General features: G+C 64.5%; 21 protein-coding genes. 8 read left to right on the top strand and 13 right to left on the bottom strand.

What is annotated here, in order from left to right; translation table 11 throughout:
• The first annotated feature begins 99 nt into the window (after positions 1-99).
• From radA to BRA471DRAFT_RS16935, 7 genes are all read left to right on the top strand, one after another.
• Positions 100-1545 (top strand): DNA repair protein RadA, encoded by a 1446-nt coding sequence (radA, locus tag BRA471DRAFT_RS16960; RefSeq protein WP_007609289.1) that lies wholly within the window; start codon positions 100-102, stop codon positions 1543-1545.
• Between the two features lie 165 nt (positions 1546-1710).
• Positions 1711-2340, top strand: a complete 630-nt coding sequence (locus BRA471DRAFT_RS16955) for a CvpA family protein (protein WP_007592055.1) — start codon at positions 1711-1713, stop codon at positions 2338-2340.
• A gap of 28 nt (positions 2341-2368) precedes the next feature.
• Positions 2369-3874: an amidophosphoribosyltransferase gene (gene purF, locus BRA471DRAFT_RS16950; protein WP_007609288.1), complete on the top strand. Its 1506-nt coding sequence runs from the start codon at positions 2369-2371 to the stop codon at positions 3872-3874.
• Between the two features lie 15 nt (positions 3875-3889).
• Positions 3890-4033, top strand: a complete 144-nt coding sequence (locus BRA471DRAFT_RS38890; protein ID WP_007609287.1) for a hypothetical protein — start codon at positions 3890-3892, stop codon at positions 4031-4033.
• Between the two features lie 67 nt (positions 4034-4100).
• Positions 4101-4841: an SDR family NAD(P)-dependent oxidoreductase gene (locus BRA471DRAFT_RS16945; RefSeq protein WP_007609286.1), complete on the top strand. Its 741-nt coding sequence runs from the start codon at positions 4101-4103 to the stop codon at positions 4839-4841.
• Positions 4842-4919: 78 nt separating this feature from the next.
• Positions 4920-6068: a hypothetical protein gene (locus BRA471DRAFT_RS16940; protein WP_007609282.1), complete on the top strand. Its 1149-nt coding sequence runs from the start codon at positions 4920-4922 to the stop codon at positions 6066-6068.
• 168 nt (positions 6069-6236) lie between these two features.
• On the top strand, positions 6237-7463 hold the full coding sequence (locus tag BRA471DRAFT_RS16935; protein ID WP_007609280.1) for an ABC transporter substrate-binding protein: 1227 nt from the start codon (positions 6237-6239) through the stop codon (positions 7461-7463).
• 112 nt (positions 7464-7575) lie between these two features.
• Here BRA471DRAFT_RS16935 and BRA471DRAFT_RS16930 read toward each other — a convergent pair whose 3' ends face one another.
• From BRA471DRAFT_RS16930 to BRA471DRAFT_RS16895, 8 genes are all read right to left on the bottom strand, one after another.
• Positions 7576-8832 carry a TCR/Tet family MFS transporter gene (locus BRA471DRAFT_RS16930; protein WP_007609266.1) on the bottom strand — a complete coding sequence of 419 codons (1257 nt, stop codon included), beginning with the start codon at positions 8830-8832 and terminating at the stop codon, positions 7576-7578.
• Entirely contained in the window at positions 8829-10211 is a 1383-nt protein-coding gene (gene der / locus BRA471DRAFT_RS16925; RefSeq protein ID WP_007609265.1) for a ribosome biogenesis GTPase Der, read from the bottom strand. Before der ends, BRA471DRAFT_RS16930 begins: the two co-directional genes overlap by 4 nt.
• 48 nt (positions 10212-10259) lie before the next feature.
• On the bottom strand, positions 10260-10811 hold the full coding sequence (locus tag BRA471DRAFT_RS16920; protein ID WP_007609264.1) for a hypothetical protein: 552 nt from the start codon (positions 10809-10811) through the stop codon (positions 10260-10262).
• 26 nt (positions 10812-10837) lie between these two features.
• The gene (locus BRA471DRAFT_RS16915; RefSeq protein ID WP_007609263.1) at positions 10838-11491 is read right to left on the bottom strand and encodes a tetratricopeptide repeat protein; all 654 of its coding nucleotides are present in this window, start codon (positions 11489-11491) and stop codon (positions 10838-10840) included.
• Positions 11492-11659: 168 nt separating this feature from the next.
• Positions 11660-13243: a class I adenylate-forming enzyme family protein gene (locus tag BRA471DRAFT_RS16910; protein ID WP_007609258.1), complete on the bottom strand. Its 1584-nt coding sequence runs from the start codon at positions 13241-13243 to the stop codon at positions 11660-11662.
• Between the two features lie 71 nt (positions 13244-13314).
• A complete protein-coding gene (locus BRA471DRAFT_RS16905; protein WP_007609254.1) occupies positions 13315-13899 on the bottom strand; it encodes an NnrU family protein in 585 nt (194 codons plus the stop codon).
• A 229-nt stretch (positions 13900-14128) separates the two neighbouring features.
• A complete protein-coding gene (locus BRA471DRAFT_RS16900; RefSeq protein ID WP_007609252.1) occupies positions 14129-14707 on the bottom strand; it encodes a hypothetical protein in 579 nt (192 codons plus the stop codon).
• A 192-nt stretch (positions 14708-14899) separates the two neighbouring features.
• The gene (locus BRA471DRAFT_RS16895; protein ID WP_007609250.1) at positions 14900-16519 is read right to left on the bottom strand and encodes a peptide chain release factor 3; all 1620 of its coding nucleotides are present in this window, start codon (positions 16517-16519) and stop codon (positions 14900-14902) included.
• A gap of 169 nt (positions 16520-16688) precedes the next feature.
• Here BRA471DRAFT_RS16895 and sugE point away from each other — a divergent pair, with 169 nt between their 5' ends.
• Positions 16689-17003 (top strand): quaternary ammonium compound efflux SMR transporter SugE, encoded by a 315-nt coding sequence (gene sugE, locus BRA471DRAFT_RS16890; RefSeq protein WP_007609247.1) that lies wholly within the window; start codon positions 16689-16691, stop codon positions 17001-17003.
• Here the strand turns inward: sugE and BRA471DRAFT_RS16885 are convergent.
• The 5 genes from BRA471DRAFT_RS16885 to BRA471DRAFT_RS16865 all read right to left on the bottom strand — a co-directional run bounded on the left by BRA471DRAFT_RS16885 (position 16996) and on the right by BRA471DRAFT_RS16865 (position 21952).
• Positions 16996-18003, bottom strand: coding sequence for an inorganic phosphate transporter (locus BRA471DRAFT_RS16885; RefSeq protein WP_007609242.1), 1008 nt, complete (start codon positions 18001-18003; stop codon positions 16996-16998). The two genes, sugE and BRA471DRAFT_RS16885, sit on opposite strands and share 8 nt — an antisense overlap.
• A gap of 15 nt (positions 18004-18018) precedes the next feature.
• Positions 18019-18663: a DUF47 domain-containing protein gene (locus BRA471DRAFT_RS16880; RefSeq protein ID WP_007609240.1), complete on the bottom strand. Its 645-nt coding sequence runs from the start codon at positions 18661-18663 to the stop codon at positions 18019-18021.
• 159 nt (positions 18664-18822) lie between these two features.
• Positions 18823-19791 (bottom strand): branched-chain amino acid ABC transporter permease, encoded by a 969-nt coding sequence (locus BRA471DRAFT_RS16875; protein WP_007609238.1) that lies wholly within the window; start codon positions 19789-19791, stop codon positions 18823-18825.
• 1 nt (position 19792) lies between these two features.
• Positions 19793-20656: a branched-chain amino acid ABC transporter permease gene (locus BRA471DRAFT_RS16870; protein WP_007609236.1), complete on the bottom strand. Its 864-nt coding sequence runs from the start codon at positions 20654-20656 to the stop codon at positions 19793-19795.
• A gap of 72 nt (positions 20657-20728) precedes the next feature.
• Positions 20729-21952, bottom strand: coding sequence for an ABC transporter substrate-binding protein (locus tag BRA471DRAFT_RS16865; protein WP_007609234.1), 1224 nt, complete (start codon positions 21950-21952; stop codon positions 20729-20731).
• Positions 21953-21963 lie beyond the last annotated feature (11 nt).

Genomic DNA, 21963 nt, shown 5'->3' with positions numbered 1-21963 from the left:
ATTCGAGGCGCGCCCGGACTCACTCTCTTGACCCGTCATTCCGTGCTATCAGCAAACCTGAAACCCTCGACTCGCTGTCCCCGGGCGCTCGCTGTCCTCATGGCCAAGAACACACTTTCCTTCGTCTGCCAGAACTGCGGCGCGGCCTATAACCGCTGGCAGGGCAAGTGCGAGTCCTGCGGCGAGTGGAATACGCTCGCGGAGGAGGACACGACCGGCAGCGTGCCGGTGTCGATCCGCTCCAAGCGCAAGGGGCGGACGTTCGCGCTGGAGAGCCTGTCCGGAAAAGCCCAGGACGCCCCGCGCCTGTCCTCGGGCATGACCGAGCTCGATCGCGTGACCGGCGGCGGCTTTGTCCGCGGCTCGGTGCTTCTGGTCGGCGGCGATCCCGGCATCGGCAAGTCGACGCTGCTGACGCAGGCCACAAGCCTGCTCGCGCGCGCCGGGCACCGCGTCGTCTATATCTCCGGCGAAGAGGCGGTCGCACAGGTTCGGTTGCGCGCCGAACGGCTCGGGCTGTCGGACGCGCCGGTGCAGCTCGCAGCCGAAACGTCGGTGGAAGACATCGTCTCGACGCTGTCCGAAGGCGCGGTGCCCCGGCTGATCGTGATCGATTCGATCCAGACCATGTGGACCGACACGGTGGAATCGGCGCCCGGCACCGTGACGCAGGTGCGCGCCTCGGCGCAGGCCCTGATCCGTTTTGCCAAAAGGACCGGCGCGGCCATCATCCTGGTCGGCCATGTCACCAAGGACGGCCAGATCGCAGGCCCTCGCGTGGTCGAGCACATGGTCGATGCGGTGCTGTCGTTCGAGGGCGAAGGCTCGCAGCAATTCCGCATCCTGCGTGCCGTGAAGAATCGTTTCGGGCCGACCGACGAGATCGGCGTGTTCGAGATGACCGGGCTTGGCCTGCGCGAAGTCACCAATCCCTCCGAGCTGTTTTTGTCGGAGCGCGATCTCGGCACGCCCGGCACCGCAGTCTTCGCGGGCATCGAAGGCACAAGGCCCGTTCTGGTCGAATTGCAGGCGCTGGTGGCGCCGACCTCGCTCGGCACCCCGCGACGGGCCGTGGTCGGTTGGGATCCGAGCCGGCTTTCGATGGTGCTGGCGGTGCTGGAAGCCCATTGCGGGGTCAAGCTGTCCGGCCACGACGTCTATCTGAACGTCGCCGGCGGCCTGCGCATCCACGAGCCCGCGGCTGATCTGGCCGCCGCGGCGGCGCTGGTGTCTTCCCTGGTTAATGCGCAGTTACCCACCGATGCGGTCTATTTCGGCGAGATCTCGCTGTCCGGCGTGGTGCGCCCGGTGGCGCAGACCCCGGCCCGGCTGAAAGAAGCGGCAAAACTCGGCTTCCAGCGTGCCGTGCTGCCCGAATCGGCCCGGGGCGAAGCCGCCGGCGATGCCGGCCTGTCGCTGAACGCGATCAACAGCCTGACGACACTGGTCGCCGAGATCGCCGCGCGCGGCTCCCGGCGGGGCGAGCAGAGCGCGCCGGCAGAGAAAAATGCCACACCGGCAAGATTCCGCCGTGGAGAGGGTTAGCCGGTGGTGACGTCCCCCGCCCCCGCCGCTATACAGCCGTCACAAAAGCAGCATGGGATTGCGTGGTTGCGGCCTTGCCGGGAACGTCGTCTGGCCCTCACTTAGGGCGGCGGCCAAGCACCGATTCGCTGAGCACCTTGAAGTACGAGCGGACCAGACCAGCCGATGCCAGTAACCATCCTCGACCTGATCCTGCTCGGTGTGATGCTGATTTCGGGCCTGCTCGCCATGGTTCGCGGCTTCATGCGCGAAATCCTGTCGATCGCGGCCTGGGGCACGGCGGCGATCGTCACCCTTTATTCATTCTCGAAGCTGCTGCCGACCGCAAAGACCTATTTCAACAACGATACCGTCGCGAGCGTGGTCGTGGTCGCCGGCGTGTTCGTGGGCACCCTGGTCGTGGTCTCCGTGATCACGGTGCGGATCTCCGACATGATCCTGGATTCGCGCATTGGCGCGCTGGACCGCACCCTCGGCTTTCTGTTCGGGCTGGCGCGCGGGCTTTTGATCGTCGTGGTCGCCTTCCTGTTCTTCACCTGGCTGGTGCCGGACAAGCAGCGCCCGGACTGGGTCACAGGGGCCAAATCCCGCGTGGTGCTGCAGGGAACCGGGGATTGGCTGATGGCCCTCTTGCCTGATGACCCCGAGAACACCATCTTGAAGAGATTCAAGAAAAACAAACCAGATGAAGAGCAAACTGATTCCGAGCAGCAGCCTTCGGGCAGTGGCGACGGATACAGCAAACCGGCTCGTGACAGCCTTAAAAAGCTGATCGAGAAACCCGCGGCGCGTTGATTAAGCCGTAACGAGAGGCTCGGACGAGATGCGAAATCCTGACCAGGACGCCCTACTTGATCTCGGCCCGGCCGCGCTGGAACTTCAAGACGATCTGGAGGGGGATACGCTGCGCGAGGAATGCGGCGTCTTCGGCATCTACGGCCACCCCGATGCCGCCGCCATCACGGCGCTCGGCCTTCACGCCCTTCAGCACCGTGGCCAGGAAGCCGCCGGCATCGTCTCCTATGACGGCGGCCGCTTTCATTCCGAACGCCGCCTCGGCCTCGTCGGCGACACCTTCTCCCGCCGCGAGGTGATCGACCGCCTGCCCGGCACAATGGCAGTCGGCCATGTCCGCTATTCCACCACCGGCGCGACCATCCTGCGCAACGTGCAGCCGCTGTTCGCCGAACTGAATGCCGGCGGCCTTGCGGTCGCCCACAACGGCAACCTCACCAACGGCCTGACGCTGCGCCGCGAGCTCGTGAAGAACGGCGCGATGATGCAGTCGACCACCGACACCGAGGTGATCCTGCATTTGGTCGCGCGCTCCAGGCGCAGCCGCTTCATCGAACGCTATATCGACGCGCTGCGCGAGATCGAGGGCGCCTATGCGCTGGTGTCGCTGACCAACAAGAAGCTGGTCGGCGCGCGCGATCCGCGCGGCATCCGTCCGCTGGTGCTCGGCGAGCTCGACGGCTGCCCGATCCTGACCTCCGAGACCTGCGCCCTCGACATCATCGGCGCGCGCTTCGTTCGCGACATCGAGCCCGGCGAGGTCATCGTGTTCGACGAGAACGGGCAGGACATTCACAAGCCGTTCCCGCCGATCGCGCCGCGTCCCTGCATCTTCGAATACATCTACTTCTCCCGTCCGGATTCCATCGTCCACGGCCGCTCGGTCTACGAGGTGCGCAAGGCCTTCGGTGCGCAGCTCGCGCGCGAGAGCCACGTGCCGGTCGACGTCGTGGTGCCGGTGCCGGATTCCGGCGTGCCCGCCGCAGTCGGCTACAGCCAGCATTCCGGCATCCCGTTCGAGCTCGGCATCATCCGCAATCATTATGTCGGCCGCACCTTCATCCAGCCGACGCAGGCGATCCGCGAATCCGGCGTGCGCATGAAGCATTCGGCCAACCGCGCCGCGATCGAAGGCAAGCGCATCATCCTGATCGACGATTCGCTGGTGCGCGGCACCACCTCGAAGAAGATCGTGCGCATGATGCGCGATGCAGGCGCCAAGGAAGTGCATTTCCGCCTCGCCTCGCCGCCGATCCTCTATCCCGACTATTACGGCATCGACCTGCCGGACCGCGGCGGTCTTCTTGCGGCGACGCATTCGCTGGAAGAGATGCGCGAGATCATCGGCGCCGACTCGCTCGCCTTCCTGTCCATCGACGGCATGTACCGCGCCATGGGCGAGCCGGGCCGCGACCCCGCCAATCCGAAATTCTCCGATCATTGCTTCACCGGGGCCTATCCGACCCATCTCACCGACCAGACCCAGACCGAGCAGCAGCCGCGGCAATTGTCGTTGCTGGCGGAGGCGAGCTAAGGCGAGGTCACGACGATGCAGCCGATCATCGCCATTCTCTGCGGAGGGCTGTTGGTCGGCTTCATTGTCTTCGCCTTCAGGCAGGGCATGAAGGTAACACCCGACGGATCGGGAAACGCAAGCAACAGCGACAACATGCAGTCGGGCGGCGGCAACTAAAACCCGAGGTCGAAAATTCCGTCATGGCCGGGCTTGTCCCGACCATCCACGCCTGTAAAACCCCGCCATGACAAATCCCCTCGCCAACCGCATCGCTCTCGTCACCGGCGCCTCGCGCGGCATCGGCTTCGCCACGGCCAAGGCGCTGGCCAAGGCCGGCGCGCATATCGTCGCCGTGGCGCGTACGCAGGGCGGGCTGGAAGAGCTCGACGACGAGATCCGGAAGTACGGCGGCAGCGCCACGCTGGTGCCCCTCAATCTCACCGATTCCGACGGCATCGCGCGGCTGGGTGCCGGCCTGCATGAGCGTTACGGCAAGCTCGACATCCTCGTCGGCAATGCCGGCGTGCTCGGCCCCTCTTCGCCGATCGGCCATATCGAGCTGAAGGCCTTCACCGACGTGATGGCGGTCAACGTGTCCGCAAACTTCCAGCTGATCCGCTGCATGGAGCCGTTGCTGAAGCAGTCCGACGCCGGCCGCGCGGTGTTCGTCACTTCCGGCGCTGCCAACAAGGCCACCGCCTATGTCAGTCCCTACGCCGCCTCCAAGGCGGCGCTGGAAACGCTGGCGCGCGCCTGGGCGCAGGAGACAGCGAATACGAAGCTGCGCGTCAATTTGTTCAATCCCGGCCCGGTCCGCACCCGCATGCGTGCCACGCTGATGCCGGGCGAGGATCCGGCGACGCTCGATACCGCCGAACAGGTCGCCGAATTCATCGTGCCGATGTGCGCGCCGGACTGGACCGAGACCGGCAAGTTCTACGACTACAAGACCCGCAGCCTGATGAGCTTCCGCTCGCCGGCCTGATTGACTTGACGGCCTCCCCGCGATTGACTGCCCGCGCTCAAGCGGCAGCAAGCCGCAAGCCAATAAAGGGAGGTTGCCATGGCACCATGGCGGAATCGCGCAGGCTTTAAGCGTGCGCTCGCAGATGTCTCTCGCGTCCTCTCTGTCCTGATCGCGGCCGTGGCGTTTGCACTTCCGGGCGCGGCGACCGCCGGCGATATCCCGACCTTCGCAGTCGATGCGTCCTGGCCAAAGCCGTTGCCGAACAACTGGATCCTCGGCCAGGTCGGCGGCATTACCGTCGACTGGCAGGGCCACATCTGGGTGATCCATCGGCCCCGCTCCCTCACCGACGACGAGAAAGGCGCGAGCCTCACTCCGCCGCGTTCGAAATGCTGCGTCTCGGCACCGCCGGTGCTCGAATTCGACAGCGACGGCAATCTGCTGCGATCGTGGGGTGGCGCGGGCGAAGGCTATGAATGGGTCGGCCGCGAGCACGGCATCGAGGTCGACGAGCGCGGCTTCGTCTGGGTCGGCGGCAATGCCGACAATGACAACGCCATCCTGAAATTCACGCTCGACGGCAAGTTCGTCGCCCAGATCGGCAAGATCGCGCCGAGCCTCGGCAGCAACGACACGACGCAGCTCGGCAAGCCCGCCGAGACCGCGATCGACAAGGCCGCCAACGAAATCTACGTCGCCGACGGCTACGGCAACCGCCGCGTCATCGTGTTCGACGCAACCACGCTTGCCTACAAGCGGCACTGGGGCGCCTACGGCAACAAGCCCGACGACACCAAGCTGGCGGCGTACGATCCCAAGGCGCCGGTGTCCCAGCAGTTCGGCAATCCGGTCCACTGCGTGAAGCTCGCCAATGACGGGCTCGTCTACGTCTGCGACCGCATCAACAACCGCATCCAGGTGTTCAAGACGGACGGCACCTTCGTGAAGGAATTCTTCTTCGAGAAGAACACGCTCGGCAACGGCGCGGTGTGGGACATCGCGATCTGGCCCGATCCGAAGCAGACCTGGCTGCTCAGCGCCGACGGCGAGAACAACGAAATCAGGGTGGTCAGGCGAGACGACGGCAGCGTGGTCGGCAGCTTCGGGCACAACGGCCGCAATGCCGGACAATTCCATTGGGTGCATGCCATGGCGATCGACGCCAAGGGTAACGTCTATACCGCCGAGGTCGACACCGGTAAGCGGATCCAGAAATTCAAGCTGACGTCGGACGCGCTGAAATAGCGTCTCGACGCATTTTGCCCAAAAGTTAACCGATGGATGACGCTACGACGCAGCTTCATCCGGCTTTAGGCGCATTGCCGCCGGCCGTGGGACACGGTAGAGCCATCAGCCGGAACAAGGCCCATTCAAGAGAGCCGTCCGCATGTTTGACAATGGAGGAAACCTTTTATGACGACGACGTTCGCGCGCCGCTCTGCGGCCCTTCTGGCCTGTGCCGCCTTCGGTTTTGCCACATCCGCCTTCGCCCAGGACAAGACCGTCAAGATCGGCGTGCTCAACGACATGTCCAGCCTCTATGCCGACATCGGCGGCCCGAACTCCGTGGTCGCGATCAAGATGGCGGTCGAGGATTCCGGCCTGCTCAAGAAGGGTTGGAAGATCGACGTCATCAGCGGCGACCATCAGAACAAGCCCGACGTCGGCGTCAACATTGCCCGTCAGTGGATCGACAACGACAAGGTCGATGCGATCGCGGACACGCCGAGCTCCGGCGTGGCGCTCGCGGTGAGCAACCTCGTCAAGGAGAAGAATGCGGTCCTGCTCAATTCGGGCGCCGCCACCGCGGATCTCACGGGTAAGGCCTGCACACCGAACACGATCTCCTATACCTACGACACCTACATGCTCGCCAACGGTACCGGCAAGGCGTTGACCAAGGCCGGCGGCGACAGCTGGTTCTTCCTCACCGCCGACTACGCGTTCGGACATGCGTTGGAGCGCGATACCAGCGCCGTCGTCACCGCCAACGGCGGCAAGGTGCTCGGAGGCGTCAAGCATCCGCTCAACACGGCCGACTTCTCCTCCTTCCTGCTGCAGGCCCAGTCGTCGAAAGCGAAGATCGTCGGTCTCGCCAACGCCGGCGGCGACACCACCAACGCGATCAAGCAGGCCGCGGAGTTCGGCATTGTACAGGGTGGGCAGAAGCTTGCGGCGCTGCTGCTGTTCATCAATGACGTGCATTCTCTGGGTCTGAAGACCGCCCAGGGGCTGACCTTCACGGAATCCTTCTACTGGGACATGAACGACCAGACCCGCGCCTGGTCGAAGCGCTTCTCGGCGCTGGCCAACAAGAATGCGATGCCCTCCATGACGCAGGCCGGCAATTACGCGATGGTGCTGCATTATCTCAAGGCGATGGACGCGCTCGGCGGCAACCCGCATGACGGTGCCAAGGTCGTCGCCAAAATGAAGGAGCTTCCGACCGACGATCCGCTGTTCGGCAAGGGCCCGTTGCGCGCGGACGGGCGCCGCCTCATCCCGGCCTATCTGTTCGAGGTGAAGAAGCCGGAAGAATCGAAGGGACCGTGGGACTACTACAAGCAGATCGCCACGATCGCGGCGGAAGACGCGGCCAAGCCGCTCAAGGACAGCGAGTGCCCGCTGGTGAAGAAGTAAGAAGTCGCAGGGTGGGTTAGCTCTGCGGCTGCGCAAAGCGCAGTCCGCACGGCGTAACCCACCTCTTCTCCCGCCTCGGACAAGGTGGCGGATTACGCTTCGCTAATCCGCCCTACGGTTCTGATCTCGCCGCTCCCAGCGCCCGCACCGCGATCGCCACGCACGCCACCATCAAAACCGCCGCGAGCAGGAAGGGCGCGCCGGGCAGCTGCCACGGCGCGCTGGCGCCGATGAAGTATGAAAACGTCAGCGTGAACAGGAACGGACCGACGAGCTGCGATACGCTCTGCACGCTCGCGGTCGCGCCCTGCAACTGGCCCTGCTGATCGGGCGCGACCAGCCGCGTCATCAGCGATTGCATGGCGGCGCCCGAAATGCCCCACAGCGACATCACGGGAATGCCGAGCCAGAACAGCGGCCCGGTCGGCGCCGCGCCGAAGATCACGAAGCCGACCGCACCACAGCACAGGCCCATCAACAACGCGTTGCGCTCGCCGAACACGCGCACGATCGGGCCGATCGCGAGCCCCTGCACCACCATGGCGCAGATGCCGACCATCGCCAGCGTCAATCCCACGGTTTTCGAATCCCAGCCGTAGCGATAGGTGGCATAGAGCACGAAGGTCGAGGGAAGCACGACATGCGCGACCTGCGCGATGAAGTTGACGACAGACAGCGCAGCGAGGACCGCGTTGGAACGCAGTAGGCGGAGCGCTCCGAGCGGATTGGCGCTCCTCCAGCGGAACGGCGCGCGCTTGTCCGGCGCCAGCGATTCCGGCAGGACAAAGAGCCCATAGAGCGCATTGGCGAAGCTTAAGGCCGCCGAGGCCCAGAACGGCAGGCGCGGATCGATATCGCCGAGCAGGCCGCCCAGCGCCGGGCCCAGCACGAAGCCGGCGCCGAAGGCAGCGCCAATCCTGCCGAACACCGCTGCGCGCCGCTCCGGCGGCGTGATGTCGGCAATATAGGCAAAGGCGGTCGAGATGCTGGCCGAGGTGATGCCCGAGATGACGCGGCCGACAAACAGCCAGACCAGCGACGGCGCCAGCGCCATCAGCACATAGTCGGCCGCGAGCCCGAAATTCGACAGCAGCACCACCGGCCGCCGCCCGAAGCGATCCGACAGCGCGCCGAGCACCGGCGAGAACACGAACTGCATCAGCGCCCAGGCGGTGCCGAACAGACCGAAGATGCGGGCCGCATGCGCCGTGTCGTTGTCGACGAAGCTCTCGATCAGTTTCGGCAGGATCGGCATGATCACGCCGAGCGCGAGCATGTCGAGCAGGATGGTGACGAAGATGAAGGCGACCGCACCGCGCCGGACTGGCGCTGCGCCCTGCGCCATCGCCTCGCCGGCGTCATTGCTCACGACGGCCGCTTGCGCTTATGGGCGAACGGATTGGCCTTCTCGCGCAGGGTGATACGCACCGGCGTACCGGGCAGCTCGAAGGCCTCACGCAGCGAATTGGTGAGATAGCGCAGATAGGACTGCGGCACCGCGTCCGCACGCGAGCAGAACAGCACGAAGCTCGGCGGGCGGGCCTTGGTCTGCGTGATGTAATTCAGCTTCAGCCGTCGTCCGGACACGGCGGGCGGCGGATTCGCCTGGACCGCCTCCTCGAACCAGCGGTTCAGCGCCGCGGTCGACACACGCCTGTTCCAAAGCGCATACGCATCCTGGATCGCCTGCATCAATCGGTCGATGCCCTCGCCCATCAAGCCGGAGACGGCGACGATCGGCACACCCTTGATCTGCGGCAGCAAGTGATCGGCATCGCGGCGCAGGTTCGAGATCGCACCGCCACCCTTGCTCTCCATCAGGTCCCATTTGTTGACGGCGAGCACGACAGCGCGACCCTCGCGCTCGATCAGGTCGGCGATGCGAAGATCCTGCTCCTCGAAGCGGTTCTGCGCATCCATCATCATCACGACGACTTCGGCAAAGCGCACCGCGCGCAGTGCGTCGGCGACCGAGAGCTTTTCGAGCTTCTCCTCGATCCGCGAGCGCCGGCGCAGGCCTGCGGTGTCGAACACGCGAAACTCGCGGCCCTTCCAGTTGATCTCGACTGCGATGGAATCGCGCGTGGTGCCGGCCTCCGGGCTCGTCAGCAGGCGCTCCTCGCCGAGCAGATGATTGATCATCGTCGACTTGCCGGCGTTGGGCCGGCCGACGATCGCGACCCGGATCGGACGCGTGGCCGCCTCTTCCTCCGTCAGCGGCTCGTCGTCCTCGACGTCGTCCTCCTCGACGGGCTCCGGCATCAGCTCTCTCAGCGCGTCATAGAGCTCACCCAGGCCCTCGCCGTGCTCGGCCGAGATCTGGATGGGATCGCCGAGGCCGAGCGCGAAAGCCTCCATCGCGCCGGCATCGCCATGCTTGCCTTCGCTCTTGTTGGCGACGAGCAGCACCGGCTTGTTGGCCTTGCGGGCGAACTCGGCGAAGGCGCTATCGTTGGGTGTGAGGCCCATGCGGGCATCGATCACGAAGAACAGCGCGTCGGCCTGTGCGATCGCGGCCTCCGTCTGCTCCTGCATGCGGGCGGTCAGCGAGCCCTTGGCGCCCTCATCGAGGCCGGCGGTATCGATGATCGTGAAGTCGAGATCGCCGAGCCTGGCCTCGCCCTCGCGGCGGTCACGGGTGACCCCGGGCAGGTCATCGACAAGCGCGAGCTTCTGCCCAACCAGGCGGTTGAACAGCGTCGACTTGCCGACATTGGGTCGGCCGATAATGGCAATCTTAAAGGACATGGGTCATTCGTGCGCTGCCGGAGCCGCGCCTGTCAATGAAATGAAAAATTAGCGCGAGAAGCTGCCGCTCGGCATCGGCGCCGGGAAGGCGCCCTGCGTTTGCTGCTGGGTGGTCTGGGTCGGTTGCGCCTGCTGGACGGGTTGATCGGGCGGCGGCGCGGTGGTGCGCTTGCGCACGATCTTCTGCCTGGGCGGCGGAGTGGCCGCGGGCGGCGCGGCCTCGGGTTGGGCCTCGCCATCGACTTCCCCGGCGGGCGCCTCAGCCGGCGCGACGGCCGCGCTGGCCGGCTGCCTGGTCTTGTTCGCCTTGGCACCCTTCGCGGGCTTGGCCGGCTCGGGCGGAGGCTCGGTGGGCAGAGCCGCGACGGCGGGTCCGTTCGGATCGGGCTGTTGCTGTGCGCCCTTGTACATATCCTTCGGAACGCCCTGCTCGAGGCCGGGCACGCCTTCCGGGAACACCAGCTTGCGGTCGCCCGGCAGCTTCTTCTTGGTATCGAGGAAGTCGAGCATGTCGCTCGGATCGAAGCTGGAGCAACCGCCCAGGACGCCCGTGAAGGCGATCAGGACGGCGGCTGCGATCAAGCGTGGCGTGCGGCGCATGTCGGTATCTCGTCTCAGCTCTCGGCTCAGCTCTTCGCTACGGGCGGCAGCAGGGCCTGTAGCGCCTCGGCGCGTGAGCGCAGGCCGGGCGGCGTTTCGCCATCCTCGGCAATCGCGTCGAGCCATTTGCGGGCGGCAGTCATATCGTTGTTGCGCCAGGCCGACAGCGCCAGCATCTCGCGGGCGGTATGACGGAAGGTCGATTTAGGCGCGGTGGAGGCTTCCAGCCGCTGCTGCATGTCGGCATAGCCGGCGCTGTCGAGCAGGAGACCGGCCGCGCGAATCTTTGCCAGATCCTGCCACTCGCCGCCTACGCTGCGGTCGGCGGCGATGTCGTCATACAGCTTGGCGCCCGCCTTGCGATCGCGGGCCGCCGCCTCGGCCGCGGCACGCAGCCGCGCCAGAGTGCGATAGCCCGATGGAGCCTTTGCAGCGAGCTCGGTGAAGGCCGCTTCGGCCTCCGCATGCTTGTCCTGATCGGACATTTCGGCGGCCTTCTCGAAGGCGGCACCGGCCTCGGCAGCCTTCTTGGCCTCCAGATATTGGTAACCGCGCCAGCCACCCACGGCGGCGACGATCAGCACCATCAGGGCGATGAACAAAATTGAATACTTGTCCCACAGCTTCTTGAGCTGTTCGCGACGTACTTCCTCGTCGACTTCGTCAAATAATTCAGACACTTATGCTTATCCCATGCCCGTCCGGGTGCGCGCGCCAAAGCGTTCGCGTCAGGAATCCCGTCCCCACGTGGCGGCGAGGTACCCTAACGATATGGCGGTGGCAAGGCAAAGCGAGCCCGATCAAGGCGTTAACCACCCGGGACAGCCCGGAGAGACCGCCTCCTCGGGTCAGGTCCCCAACAGCTCCCGCAGCTGCCGCTTCAGCACCTTGCCATTGGCATTGCGCGGCAAGGGCTCCGCGGTGATCACCATGGTCTCCGGGACTTTGTAGTCGGACAGCCGCTCCGCGCACCAGGCCCGCAAGGACTCGCTATCCACCGGTGCGCGCGCCACCACCACGGCGTGAACGCGCTCGCCCAGCACCGGACACGCCTTGGCGACGACCGCGCTCTCGACCACGGCCGGGTGGCCGGCCAGCACGGATTCGACCTCGGCCGAATAGATCTTCAGGCCACCGCGATTGATCATGTCCTTCTGCCGGTCGAACACCCGGACAAATCCCTCCGCGTCGACCGAGCCGAGATCGCCGGAATGCCAGAACCCGCTGGTGAAGCTTTCGGCCGTGGCTTTTGGATTGTTCCAATAGCCCTTGATGACGGAGGCACTCTGGATCCAGAGCTCCCCGATTTCCCCAGGCGGCAGCTCGCGTCCGTCCGCGTCCATCGCCAGGATGCGCGCACCCGGACACGGCAGGCCGACGCTGTCGATATGGCTTGCCGTCAAGCTGCCCGGCATGATCGTGGACGGCGATGTCGTCTCGGTCGCGCCGTAGCAGTTCGCCAGCTCGAGGCCGGGAATGATCGCCTTGAGCTTCTCGATGGTGGCAACCGGCATTGGTGCGCCGCCAAAGCCGCCGATGCGCCAGCTCGATAGATCGTAACTCTCGAAATCCGGCTGGAGCAGGCAGAGATTGTACATCGCCGGCACCATCACCGTGTAGGTGACGCGCTCGCGCGCGGCGAGCTTGAGATATTCGCCGGCCTTGAACTCCGGCATGATGATCAGCGCGCCACCGCAGCAGATCATCGTGGTGATGTTGGCGACGACACCGGTGACGTGGCCGAGCGGCACCGCCGCGATCGAGCGGTCGGCCGCCGTCAATTGCAGGCAGGACACGAAGATCATCGAGGAATGGACGATGTTGCAATGGGCCAGCATCGCACCCTTCGGCTTGCCTGTCGTGCCCGAGGTGTAGAGGATCATGGCGGTGTCCTCCTCGCTCGTCTCGACCGGTGTCGAGGCCGGTGCGTTGTCTGCCAGCACAGCGAAACGCGACAAAGCCGGATCGTCGTCGACAGCGATGCGGTGGACCAGTTCGGGCACATCCGGCAGCCGTTCCGCGAGCGCCGCCTCGAAAATCAATATCTTTGCGCCGCAGTCGGCGAGCACATAGGCGATTTCCGGCTTCTGCTGCCGCGTGCTGAGCAGCACCGTGACGAGCCCCTCATGCGCGGCAGCAAACAGCAGCAGCGGGAATTCGACCCGGTTGCCGAGCAGGATCGCGACACGATCGCCGCGCTGCAATCCGAGCTTGCGAAATCCCGCCGCGATCCGCGCAGCCTGCTCCGCGGCCTGCCGCCAGCTGAGCCGGACCTGGCCTGAGATCAGCGCTTCGCCGTCGGGATTGCGGGCGCAGGCGTCCGCAATCATCGCCCACAGGCTCGACGGCCGATCGCAAAATGCCGGCACGACCCGATCGCCGAAGCGCGCCTCGAACCGCATGGGCGGGATCTGAGAATGCGACCAGTCCATCGGAATGCCTTGGCTTGTTGCTCTCGTTATCTTCCGCGCATGGGCATGCCGTCTTGTCTTGTGCTGATCGGCTAGCCGCCCATCACGGGAACGCCGATGACGACGGGATGGAACGCAAACGCCAGCGCCAGATAAGCGACGATTCCAACCACGACCGCGATCAGATCGTTGGTGACGCCGCCGACCGGAATCGGCGGACCGCCACCATCAGTCCGACGCTTCAGCGTAATGCGATCATACACCGCCCAGCCCAGGAACGAGCCGAACAGGATGATGGAGCCGAGATCGCCATTGGCCAGAAGATGCGCCGCCGCCCACAGCTTGATGCCGGCCAGCATCGGATGTTTCAGCGTCGCATAGATGCGGCCGCGCAGATAGGACGCAACCACCAGGATGACCGCGGGCAGCATCAGTGCGAGCGTGATGTGCTTCAGCGCCTTCGGTGGATACCAGACGTCGATCCAGCCCGTCGCGCGATAATGCGCGAAGCCCCAGATGATCAACGCGAGCCCCGCGAGCGAGGCAAGCGAATAGAGGATTTTGTAGGTCCCCTCGCCCAGTCTCGCGATGGCCTGCGCGCGCGCCTCGCGTTTCGTCGTGAACACATGCGCCGCAAAAAACAGCGCAAGCCCCAGGATCATAACCAGCAGACCCACGAGATTCTCCCCTCAACCAGCGCCCCAGCCCATGGCCTATCATCGATTGGCCGCGGGTCGCAACTCTCACCCCTCATGGTGAGGAGGCGCGAAGCGCCGTCAGCGGACGATGCTTCGCATCGCCGCGAGAACCATGCAGGCCCGGCTGCTGCAACAGCGCGGCCTGCATCCTTCGAGACGCGCGTAAGAACGCGCTCCTCAGGATGAGGGGATAGAGATGTCCCGGCTGTTATTTTCCCAAGGTCCGATTGTCGACATACCGGATCGCGATCGGCCGCCCGGCGAGGGCACCGCCAAGACCCCCGGTGAATTTCAGCGGCAGGCAGGCGTTCAACGATGAATTGATCGCATTGAGATAGGTGGTTCTCGTCTCGGGGGGCACGCCCGCGGTCGCAAAGGTCAGGCGCGGCGGGCCGATCAGGCCGCCCGACTTGTTGAAGCTGAAGCGCACGGCGATCTGCATGCCCGCGCGGGCATTGTCCGTTGGCGGCGACCAGCAAGTGCGCAGCTCGGCGAAGAGATCGCCGATCGTATCGAGATCGTGATCCGGCTTTTGATATTTGGCGCGATCCGCCTCTGACGGTACGCTTTGGATCGTGAGCTGGAGGTTCTGGCCGTAGGGATAGTCGATCTCGGGAATGCAGGGACCAGGCTCGAGCGGGCTGCAATAGGACGGCGTGCAGGGCCTTCCATCGAGGACGCTGCACGGCTCGTGCGAAAACGGAATGGGGTTGATTTGCCGGGGCCGCGCGTCCGTGGCGATCGTCGAGATCGCCAGCAGGAGGAAAACAAGGATGCCGCGCCACATGACCAGAACGTGGCATCGCCGGAGAAGCCGTCAAGCCCGCAAGCGTTCACATGCTCGCGCGTACACGCGGTGTCGTCGTCCGGCTCGACCGGACGATCCAGTATCCCAGAGGCGATTGTGATTGAGCCGAGAGGCTGCGGCGTACTGGATGCCCCGCCTGCGCGGGCATGACCGCGGTGGGGCGGAACGCCCCTACCCCTTCTTCTTGACGTCCTTGACGTTGGTGAACTCGATGCCCTCGGCCCGTTCCCTGGTGTAGCCGAGATAGAACTCGTTCCGCGCCAGATAGACGGGATCGCCGTCGACATCGTCGGCGATGCTGGAGGTGTTGGCCGCGATGAAGGTGTCGAGCTTCTTGCGGTCGTCCGACGAGACCCAGCGCGCGAGCTGGAACTCGCTGACCTCGAATTCGACCGGCAGGGAATATTCCGCATCCAGCCGCGCCTTGAGCACGTCGAGCTGGAGCGCGCCGACGACGCCGACCAGCGCGGGCGCGCCGTCGCGCGGGCGGAACACCTGCACAACACCCTCTTCCGACATCTGCTGAAGCGCTTCCTTCAGCTTCTTCGCCTTCATCGCATCCGTAAGACGTACGCGGCGGACGATTTCCGGCGCAAAGCTCGGCACGCCAACGAAGTTGAAATCCTCACCGTCGGTCAGCGTATCGCCGATGCGCAGCGTGCCGTGGTTGGGAATGCCGACGACGTCGCCGGCGTAGGCCTCGTCCGCAACCGAACGGTCCTGCGCGAAGAAGAATTGCGGGCTGGACAGCGGCATGCTCTTGCCGGTGCGCACGAGCTTCGCCTTCATGCCGCGGCTCAGCTTGCCGGAGCAGAGGCGAGCGAAGGCGATGCGGTCACGGTGGTTGGGATCCATGTTGGCCTGGATCTTGAACACGAAGGCGCTCATGCGCGGGTCGGTGGCTTCGACCTTGCGCTGGTCGCTCTCCTGCGCGCGCGGCTCGGGCGCGAACTTGCCGAGTCCTTGCAGCAGGTCGCCGACGCCGAAATTGCGCAACGCGCTGCCGAAATAAACCGGCGTCAGATGGCCCTCGCGAAACGCTTCGAGTTCGAACGGTTTTGAAGCTGCGGTGACGAGCTCGAGCTCGTCCTTCACCGCCGACACGTCGAGATTGGCGTTGAGCTTGCCGAGCTCGGCGATCTCGATCTGCTGCGCCGCGCCGGTCTTGGCGCCGCCGCCTTCGAGCAGGCGCACGCCGCCATTGACGACGTCATAGGTGCCGAGGAACTCGCGGCCGCGGCCGACAGGCCAGGTCATTGGCGTGGTATCGAGCGCCAGCGTCTTCTCGATCTCGTCCAGAAGCTCGAAGACGTCGCGGCTCTCGCGGTCCATCTTGTTGATGAAGGTGATGATCGGGATGTCGCGAAGACGACACACCTCGAACAGCTTTCGGGTGCGCGCCTCGATGCCCTTGGCAGCGTCGATCACCATGACGGCGGAATCGACCGCCGTGAGCGTGCGATAGGTATCTTCCGAAAAGTCTTCGTGGCCCGGCGTGTCCAGAAGGTTGAACACCAGCCCCTCGAACTCGAAGGTCATGACCGAGGTCACGACCGAGATGCCGCGCTCGCGCTCGATCTTCATCCAGTCCGAACGCGTGTTGCGCCGCTCGCCCTTGGCCTTGACTTGGCCGGCCAGATTGATGGCGCCACCGAACAGCAGCAGCTTTTCGGTCAGCGTGGTCTTGCCGGCGTCCGGATGCGAGATGATCGCAAAGGTACGCCGCCGCGACACTTCAGCGGCAAGCGAGGAACGGGCCGTCGATTCGGCTGTGGTGGCGATGTCGGACATTGCGGCAGCGTTTGGCAGGGAAAATGAGCCTGATCAAGCCTCATCTGGTGATTGCGGAGCCTTCCGGCCAGTCCCATATCCGGCCTGGGATCAGGTTGGGAGGGACGGCCTTCCCTTCCCATCAGCACACCAGTCGCGGGGACGCCCCTGCCTTGAATGGAGGGTCGTCATGGCCTGGAGCATCCTGTTTGTCGCCGGTCTGCTGGAGGTCTCATGGGCGATCGGCCTCAAATATACCGAGGGGTTCAGCAAGCTCGTTCCGTCGGTCCTCACGCTTGGCGCCATGGCCGGCAGCATCATCCTGCTCGGGCTCGCCCTCAAATCGCTGCCGATTGGAACCGCTTATGCAGTCTGGACCGGCATCGGCGCGGTCGGTACCGCGACGCTCGGCATCATCCTGTTCGGCGAGCCGGCCACCGCGTTCCGCCTCGCCAGCATCGGGCTGATCGTCGCCGGGATCGTCGGGCTGAAGCTGGTTACCTGAGGAAGATCTTGACCGCCCACCAGGAGAGCGCGGCGACGATGGCCGAGGCCGGCATCGTGATCACCCAGGCATAGACGATCGAGCTGGCGACGTTCCAGCGCACCGCCGAGAGGCGCCGGGCGGCGCCGACACCGACGATGGCGCCGGTGATGGTGTGGGTGGTCGAGACGGGAACGCCGAGGAAGGTCGCCATGAACAGGGTCGCGGCACCGCCGGTCTCGGCGCAAAAGCCTTGCATCGGGGTCAGCTTGGTGATGCGCAGGCCCATGGTGCGGACGATGCGCCAGCCGCCCATCAAGGTCCCCATCGCCATCGCGGCCTGGCACGAGAGCACCACCCAGAAGGGGACGAAGAATTCGCCGCCGAGCTGGCCCTGCGAATAGAGCAGCACGGCGATGATGCCCATGGTCTTCTGGGCGTCGTTGCCGCCATGGCCGAGCGAATAGAGCGAGGCGGAGGCGAATTGCAGGATTCGGAAGGCGCGATCCACGGCAAAGGGCGTGGAGCGCACCGAAGCCCAGGAGACGATCGCAACCAGCACCATCGCGAGCAGGAAGCCGACCAGCGGAGACAGCACGATGGCGATCACCGTCTTGGACAATCCGCTCCAGACCGCCGCCGAAAGGCCGGCTTTGGCCACACCGGCACCAAACAAGCCGCCGATCAACGCGTGAGACGAGGACGATGGGATCCCGAGCGCCCATGTCACCAGGTTCCAGACGATGGCGCCGACGAGCGCCGCGAAGATCACCTGGGCATCCACGATCGCGGGATCGATGATGCCGGTGCCGATGGTCTGGGCGACGTGCAGCCCGAACACCATGAAGGCGACAAAATTGAAGAACGCGGCCCAGAACACCGCGTATTGCGGCCGCAGCACGCGGGTCGAGACGATGGTCGCGATCGAATTGGCGGCGTCGTGCAGGCCGTTCAGGAAGTCGAACAGCAGCGCGACGGCGATCAATCCGACCAGGACGGGAAGACCCAACGCAACATCCACGGCGTGGCCCCTGCCCTAAACTTGCTCGATGACGATGCTGTTGATCTCGTTCGCGACGTCGTCGAAGCGGTCGGCGACTTTCTCGAGATGGTCGTAGATCTCTGCGCCGACGATGAAATCCATCGCGTTGCCGTCGCGATGCTTGAGGAACAGTTCCTTCAGCCCGATATCATGGAGATCGTCGACGCGGCCTTCCAGCTTGCCCAGCTCTTCCGTGATCGCGGTCAGCATGGCCACGTTCTGGCCGATCTTCTGCATCAACGGCAGCGCACGACCGACCAGATTGGCGCATTCGATCAGGAGCCCGCCGATCTCCCGCATCGGCGGCTCGAAGCTGCGGACCTCGAACAGCATCACGGCCTTGGCGGTCTGTTGCATCTGGTCGATGGCGTCGTCCATCGAGGTGATCAGGTTCTTGATGTCGCCGCGGTCGAACGGGGTGATGAAGGTGCGGCGCACCGCGGTCAGCACCTCACGGGTGATGTTGTCCGCATCGTTCTCGAACTGGTTGACGCGCTGGCAATAGACCGGCGTCTCCTCGCCCCCGTTGAGCATGCTCTGGAGCGCGATCGAGCCCTGGATCACGGTCTGGGCGTGGCGGTCGAACAGGTCGAAGAACCGTTCTTCCTTGGGCAAGAAAGCGCGAAACAATCGCATCATGGGGGAGAGACTACCGGTTGGATAATGGCCTGGGCCCGAGCGGGCCGTCATAAAACTGTCATAGACCATTTTCGATCCACGCGCGTGCCACCTCACGCCCGTGGAGCCGGATCATCCACCGCTTTCGCCCGTCAGTACATCTTCCAATATATCAACGACTTACAGTGACCGCCGGAAGTAATGCGCGATTTCGCCGATGACGCCACGGCGGAAGGTGAGCACGCAGATCACGAAGATCGAGCCCTGGATCACGGTCACCCACTGGCCGAACCCCGCCAGATATTGCTGCATGGCGATGATCACGAAGGCGCCGACCACGGGACCGAAGACGGTTCCGAGTCCGCCGACCAGCGTCATCAGCACGACTTCGCCCGACATCGACCAGTGCACGTCGGTGAGCGAGGCATTCTGCGCCACGAAGACTTTCAGCGCACCGGCAAATCCGGCCAGCGTGCCCGAGAGGACGAAAGCCAGGAATTTGTACTGATCGGTGCGGTAACCCAGCGAGATCGCGCGCGGCTCGTTCTCGCGGATCGCCTTGAGGACTTCGCCGAACGGTGAGTTGATGATGCGGAAGATCAGCAAGAAGCCGGCGAGGAAGCCGACCAGAACCACATAGTAGAGCACGGTCGGCTTGGTCAGATCGAAGACGCCGAACATGCGTCCCTGCGGGATGCCCTGGATGCCGTCTTCACCATGGGTGAACGGCGCCTGGAGGTAGATGAAGTACAAAAGCTGCGACAGCGCCAGCGTGATCATCGAGAAATAGATGCCTTGGCGGCGGATCGAGATATAGCCCGTGATGAGCGAGAGCACGAAGGCACCGGCGACGCCGACGAGGATGCCGAGTTCAGGCGGCAGCGCCCAGACCTTCAGCGCATGCGCGCTGCAATAGCCGGCCGTCCCTAAGAACATCGCATGGCCGAAGGACAGCAGACCGCCATAGCCGATCAGGAGATTGAAGGCGCAGGCGAGCAGCGCGAAGCACAGCGCCTGCATCACGAAGAACGGGTAGACTCCCGTGAATGGCACCGAAGCCAGCAGCAGCGCCATCACCACGAACACGATCATCTCATCGCGGATCGAGCGCGGGGTTACCGGCAGCGTGTCGTCCGTCAAGGCTGTCATATCAGGCCGCCCTTCCCGTCAATCCCGTTGGCTTCACCAAGAGGACCAGCACCATCAGCACGAACACGACGGTGTTGGAGGCCTCGGGGTAGAAATATTTGGTCATGCCCTCGATCACACCGAGCGCAAAGCCGGTGATGATGGAGCCCATGATCGATCCCATGCCGCCGATCACGACCACCGCGAACACCACGATGATCAGGTCGGCGCCCATCAGCGGCCGCACCTGGTTGATCGGCGCCGACAGCACGCCGGCGAGCGCGGCCAGGCCGACACCCAAACCATAGGTCAGCGTGATCATGCGCGGCACGTTGACGCCGAAGGCGCGCACCAGCGTCGGGTTTTCAGTGGCGGCACGCAAATAGGCGCCGAGCCGCGTCTTCTCGATCAGGAACCAGGTCGCGATGCAGACTACCAGCGAGAAGATGACGACCCAGCCGCGATAGATGGGCAGGAACATGAAGCCGAGATTCATACCGCCCTTGAGCTGGTCCGGAATGGCGTAAGGCATGCCAGAGGAGCCGAAATAGTTCTGGAACACGCCCTGCACGATCAGCGCAATGCCGAAGGTCAGGAGCAGGCCGTAAAGATGATCGAGCCCCGTCAGCCATTGCAGCATGGTCCGTTCGAGGATCATGCCGAAGATGCCGACGATGATCGGGGCAAGCAGCAACGCCCACCAGTAGTTGATGCCGCCGATGTTCAGCAGGAAGTAGGCGACGAACGCGCCCATCATGTAGAGCGCACCGTGGGCGAAATTGATGATGTTGAGCATGCCGAAGATCACGGCAAGCCCGAGACTGAGCAGCGCGTAGAACGAGCCGTTGATCAGTCCCACCAGTAGCTGAGCGTAAAGAGCCTGCATCGATCCCGCACCCGGTCCCTTCGGCGTTCCCTGAAAGTCGCCCGCAAGCCTGATGGCCTGCGGGCGGTTATCTTACTTCTTCAACAGCGCGCACTTGCTCTCGGACAACGGCGTGAAGGCCTGGTCGCCCGGCACCGTGCCGACCAGCTTGTAGAAGTCCCACGGCCCCTTGGACTCGGAGGGCTTCTTCACCTCGAACAGATAGGCATTGTGGATGGTGCGGCCGTTGGGCTGGATCTCGCCCTTGCCGAACAGATCGTCTTCCGTCGGCATCGACTTCATCTTCTCGACGACCTTGGCGCCGTCATGCGGGTTGCCGCCGAGCGCTTCCAGTGCCTTGAAATAGTGACGCACGCCCGCATAGACGCCGGCCTGCACCATGGTGGGCGGCGCGTTGTTCTTCATCTTCTCGGCGAAGCGCTTCGAGAACGCCCGGGTCTGGTCGTTCATGTCCCAGTAGAAGGTCTCGGTGAAGTTGAGGCCCTGAGCGGTCTCGAGCCCGATCGCCTTGACGTCGGTGAGGAACAGCAGCAGCGCCGCGAGCTTCTGGCCGCCCTTGACGATGCCGAACTCGGCCGCCTGCTTGATCGTGTTGGTGGTGTCGCCGCCGGCATTGGCAAGGCCGATGATCTTGGCCTTGGAAGCCTGCGCCTGCAGCAGGAAGGACGAGAAATCCGGCGTGTTCAGCGGGTGCTTGACGCCGCCGACCACCTTGCCGCCGTTGGCGGTGATGACCGCGGTGGTGTCGCGCTCCAGCGCCGCGCCGAAGGCGTAGTCGGCGGTCAGGAAGAACCAGGTGTCGCCACCGGCCTTCACCAGAGCCTGGCCGGTGGTGTGGGCCAGCATGTAGGTGTCGTAGGTCCAGTGCACCGTGTTGGGCGAGCACTGCGCGTTGGTGAGGTCCGAAGTCGCAGCACCCGAGTTGATATAGACGCCGTTCTTTTCCTTGACGACGTTGTTGACCGCGAGCGCCACGCCGGAATTCGGTACGTCGACGATGATGTCAACCTTGTCGACGTCGAACCATTGCCGCGCGATCGCGGTGCCGATGTCGGGCTTGTTCTGGTGATCACCCGAGATGATGTCGATCTTCCAGCCCTTCGCGGCCAGGCCGGAATCTTCAATGGCCATCTGCGCGGCGAGCGTCGAGCCCGGTCCACCGAGGTCGGCATAGAGCCCGGACTGATCGGACAGCGCGCCGATCTTGACGGTCTTGTCCTGCGCGAAAGCTGCACCGGTGGCGGTCACGGCCAGCGCCGTGCCGAGCAGAAACGACGCAATCGACTTGGTCATCATGCTACTTCCTT

The organism is Bradyrhizobium sp. WSM471, assembly GCF_000244915.1.
Classification (GTDB): Bacteria; Pseudomonadota; Alphaproteobacteria; order Rhizobiales; family Xanthobacteraceae; genus Bradyrhizobium.
This window is presented reverse-complemented; position numbering and strand designations above follow the sequence as displayed.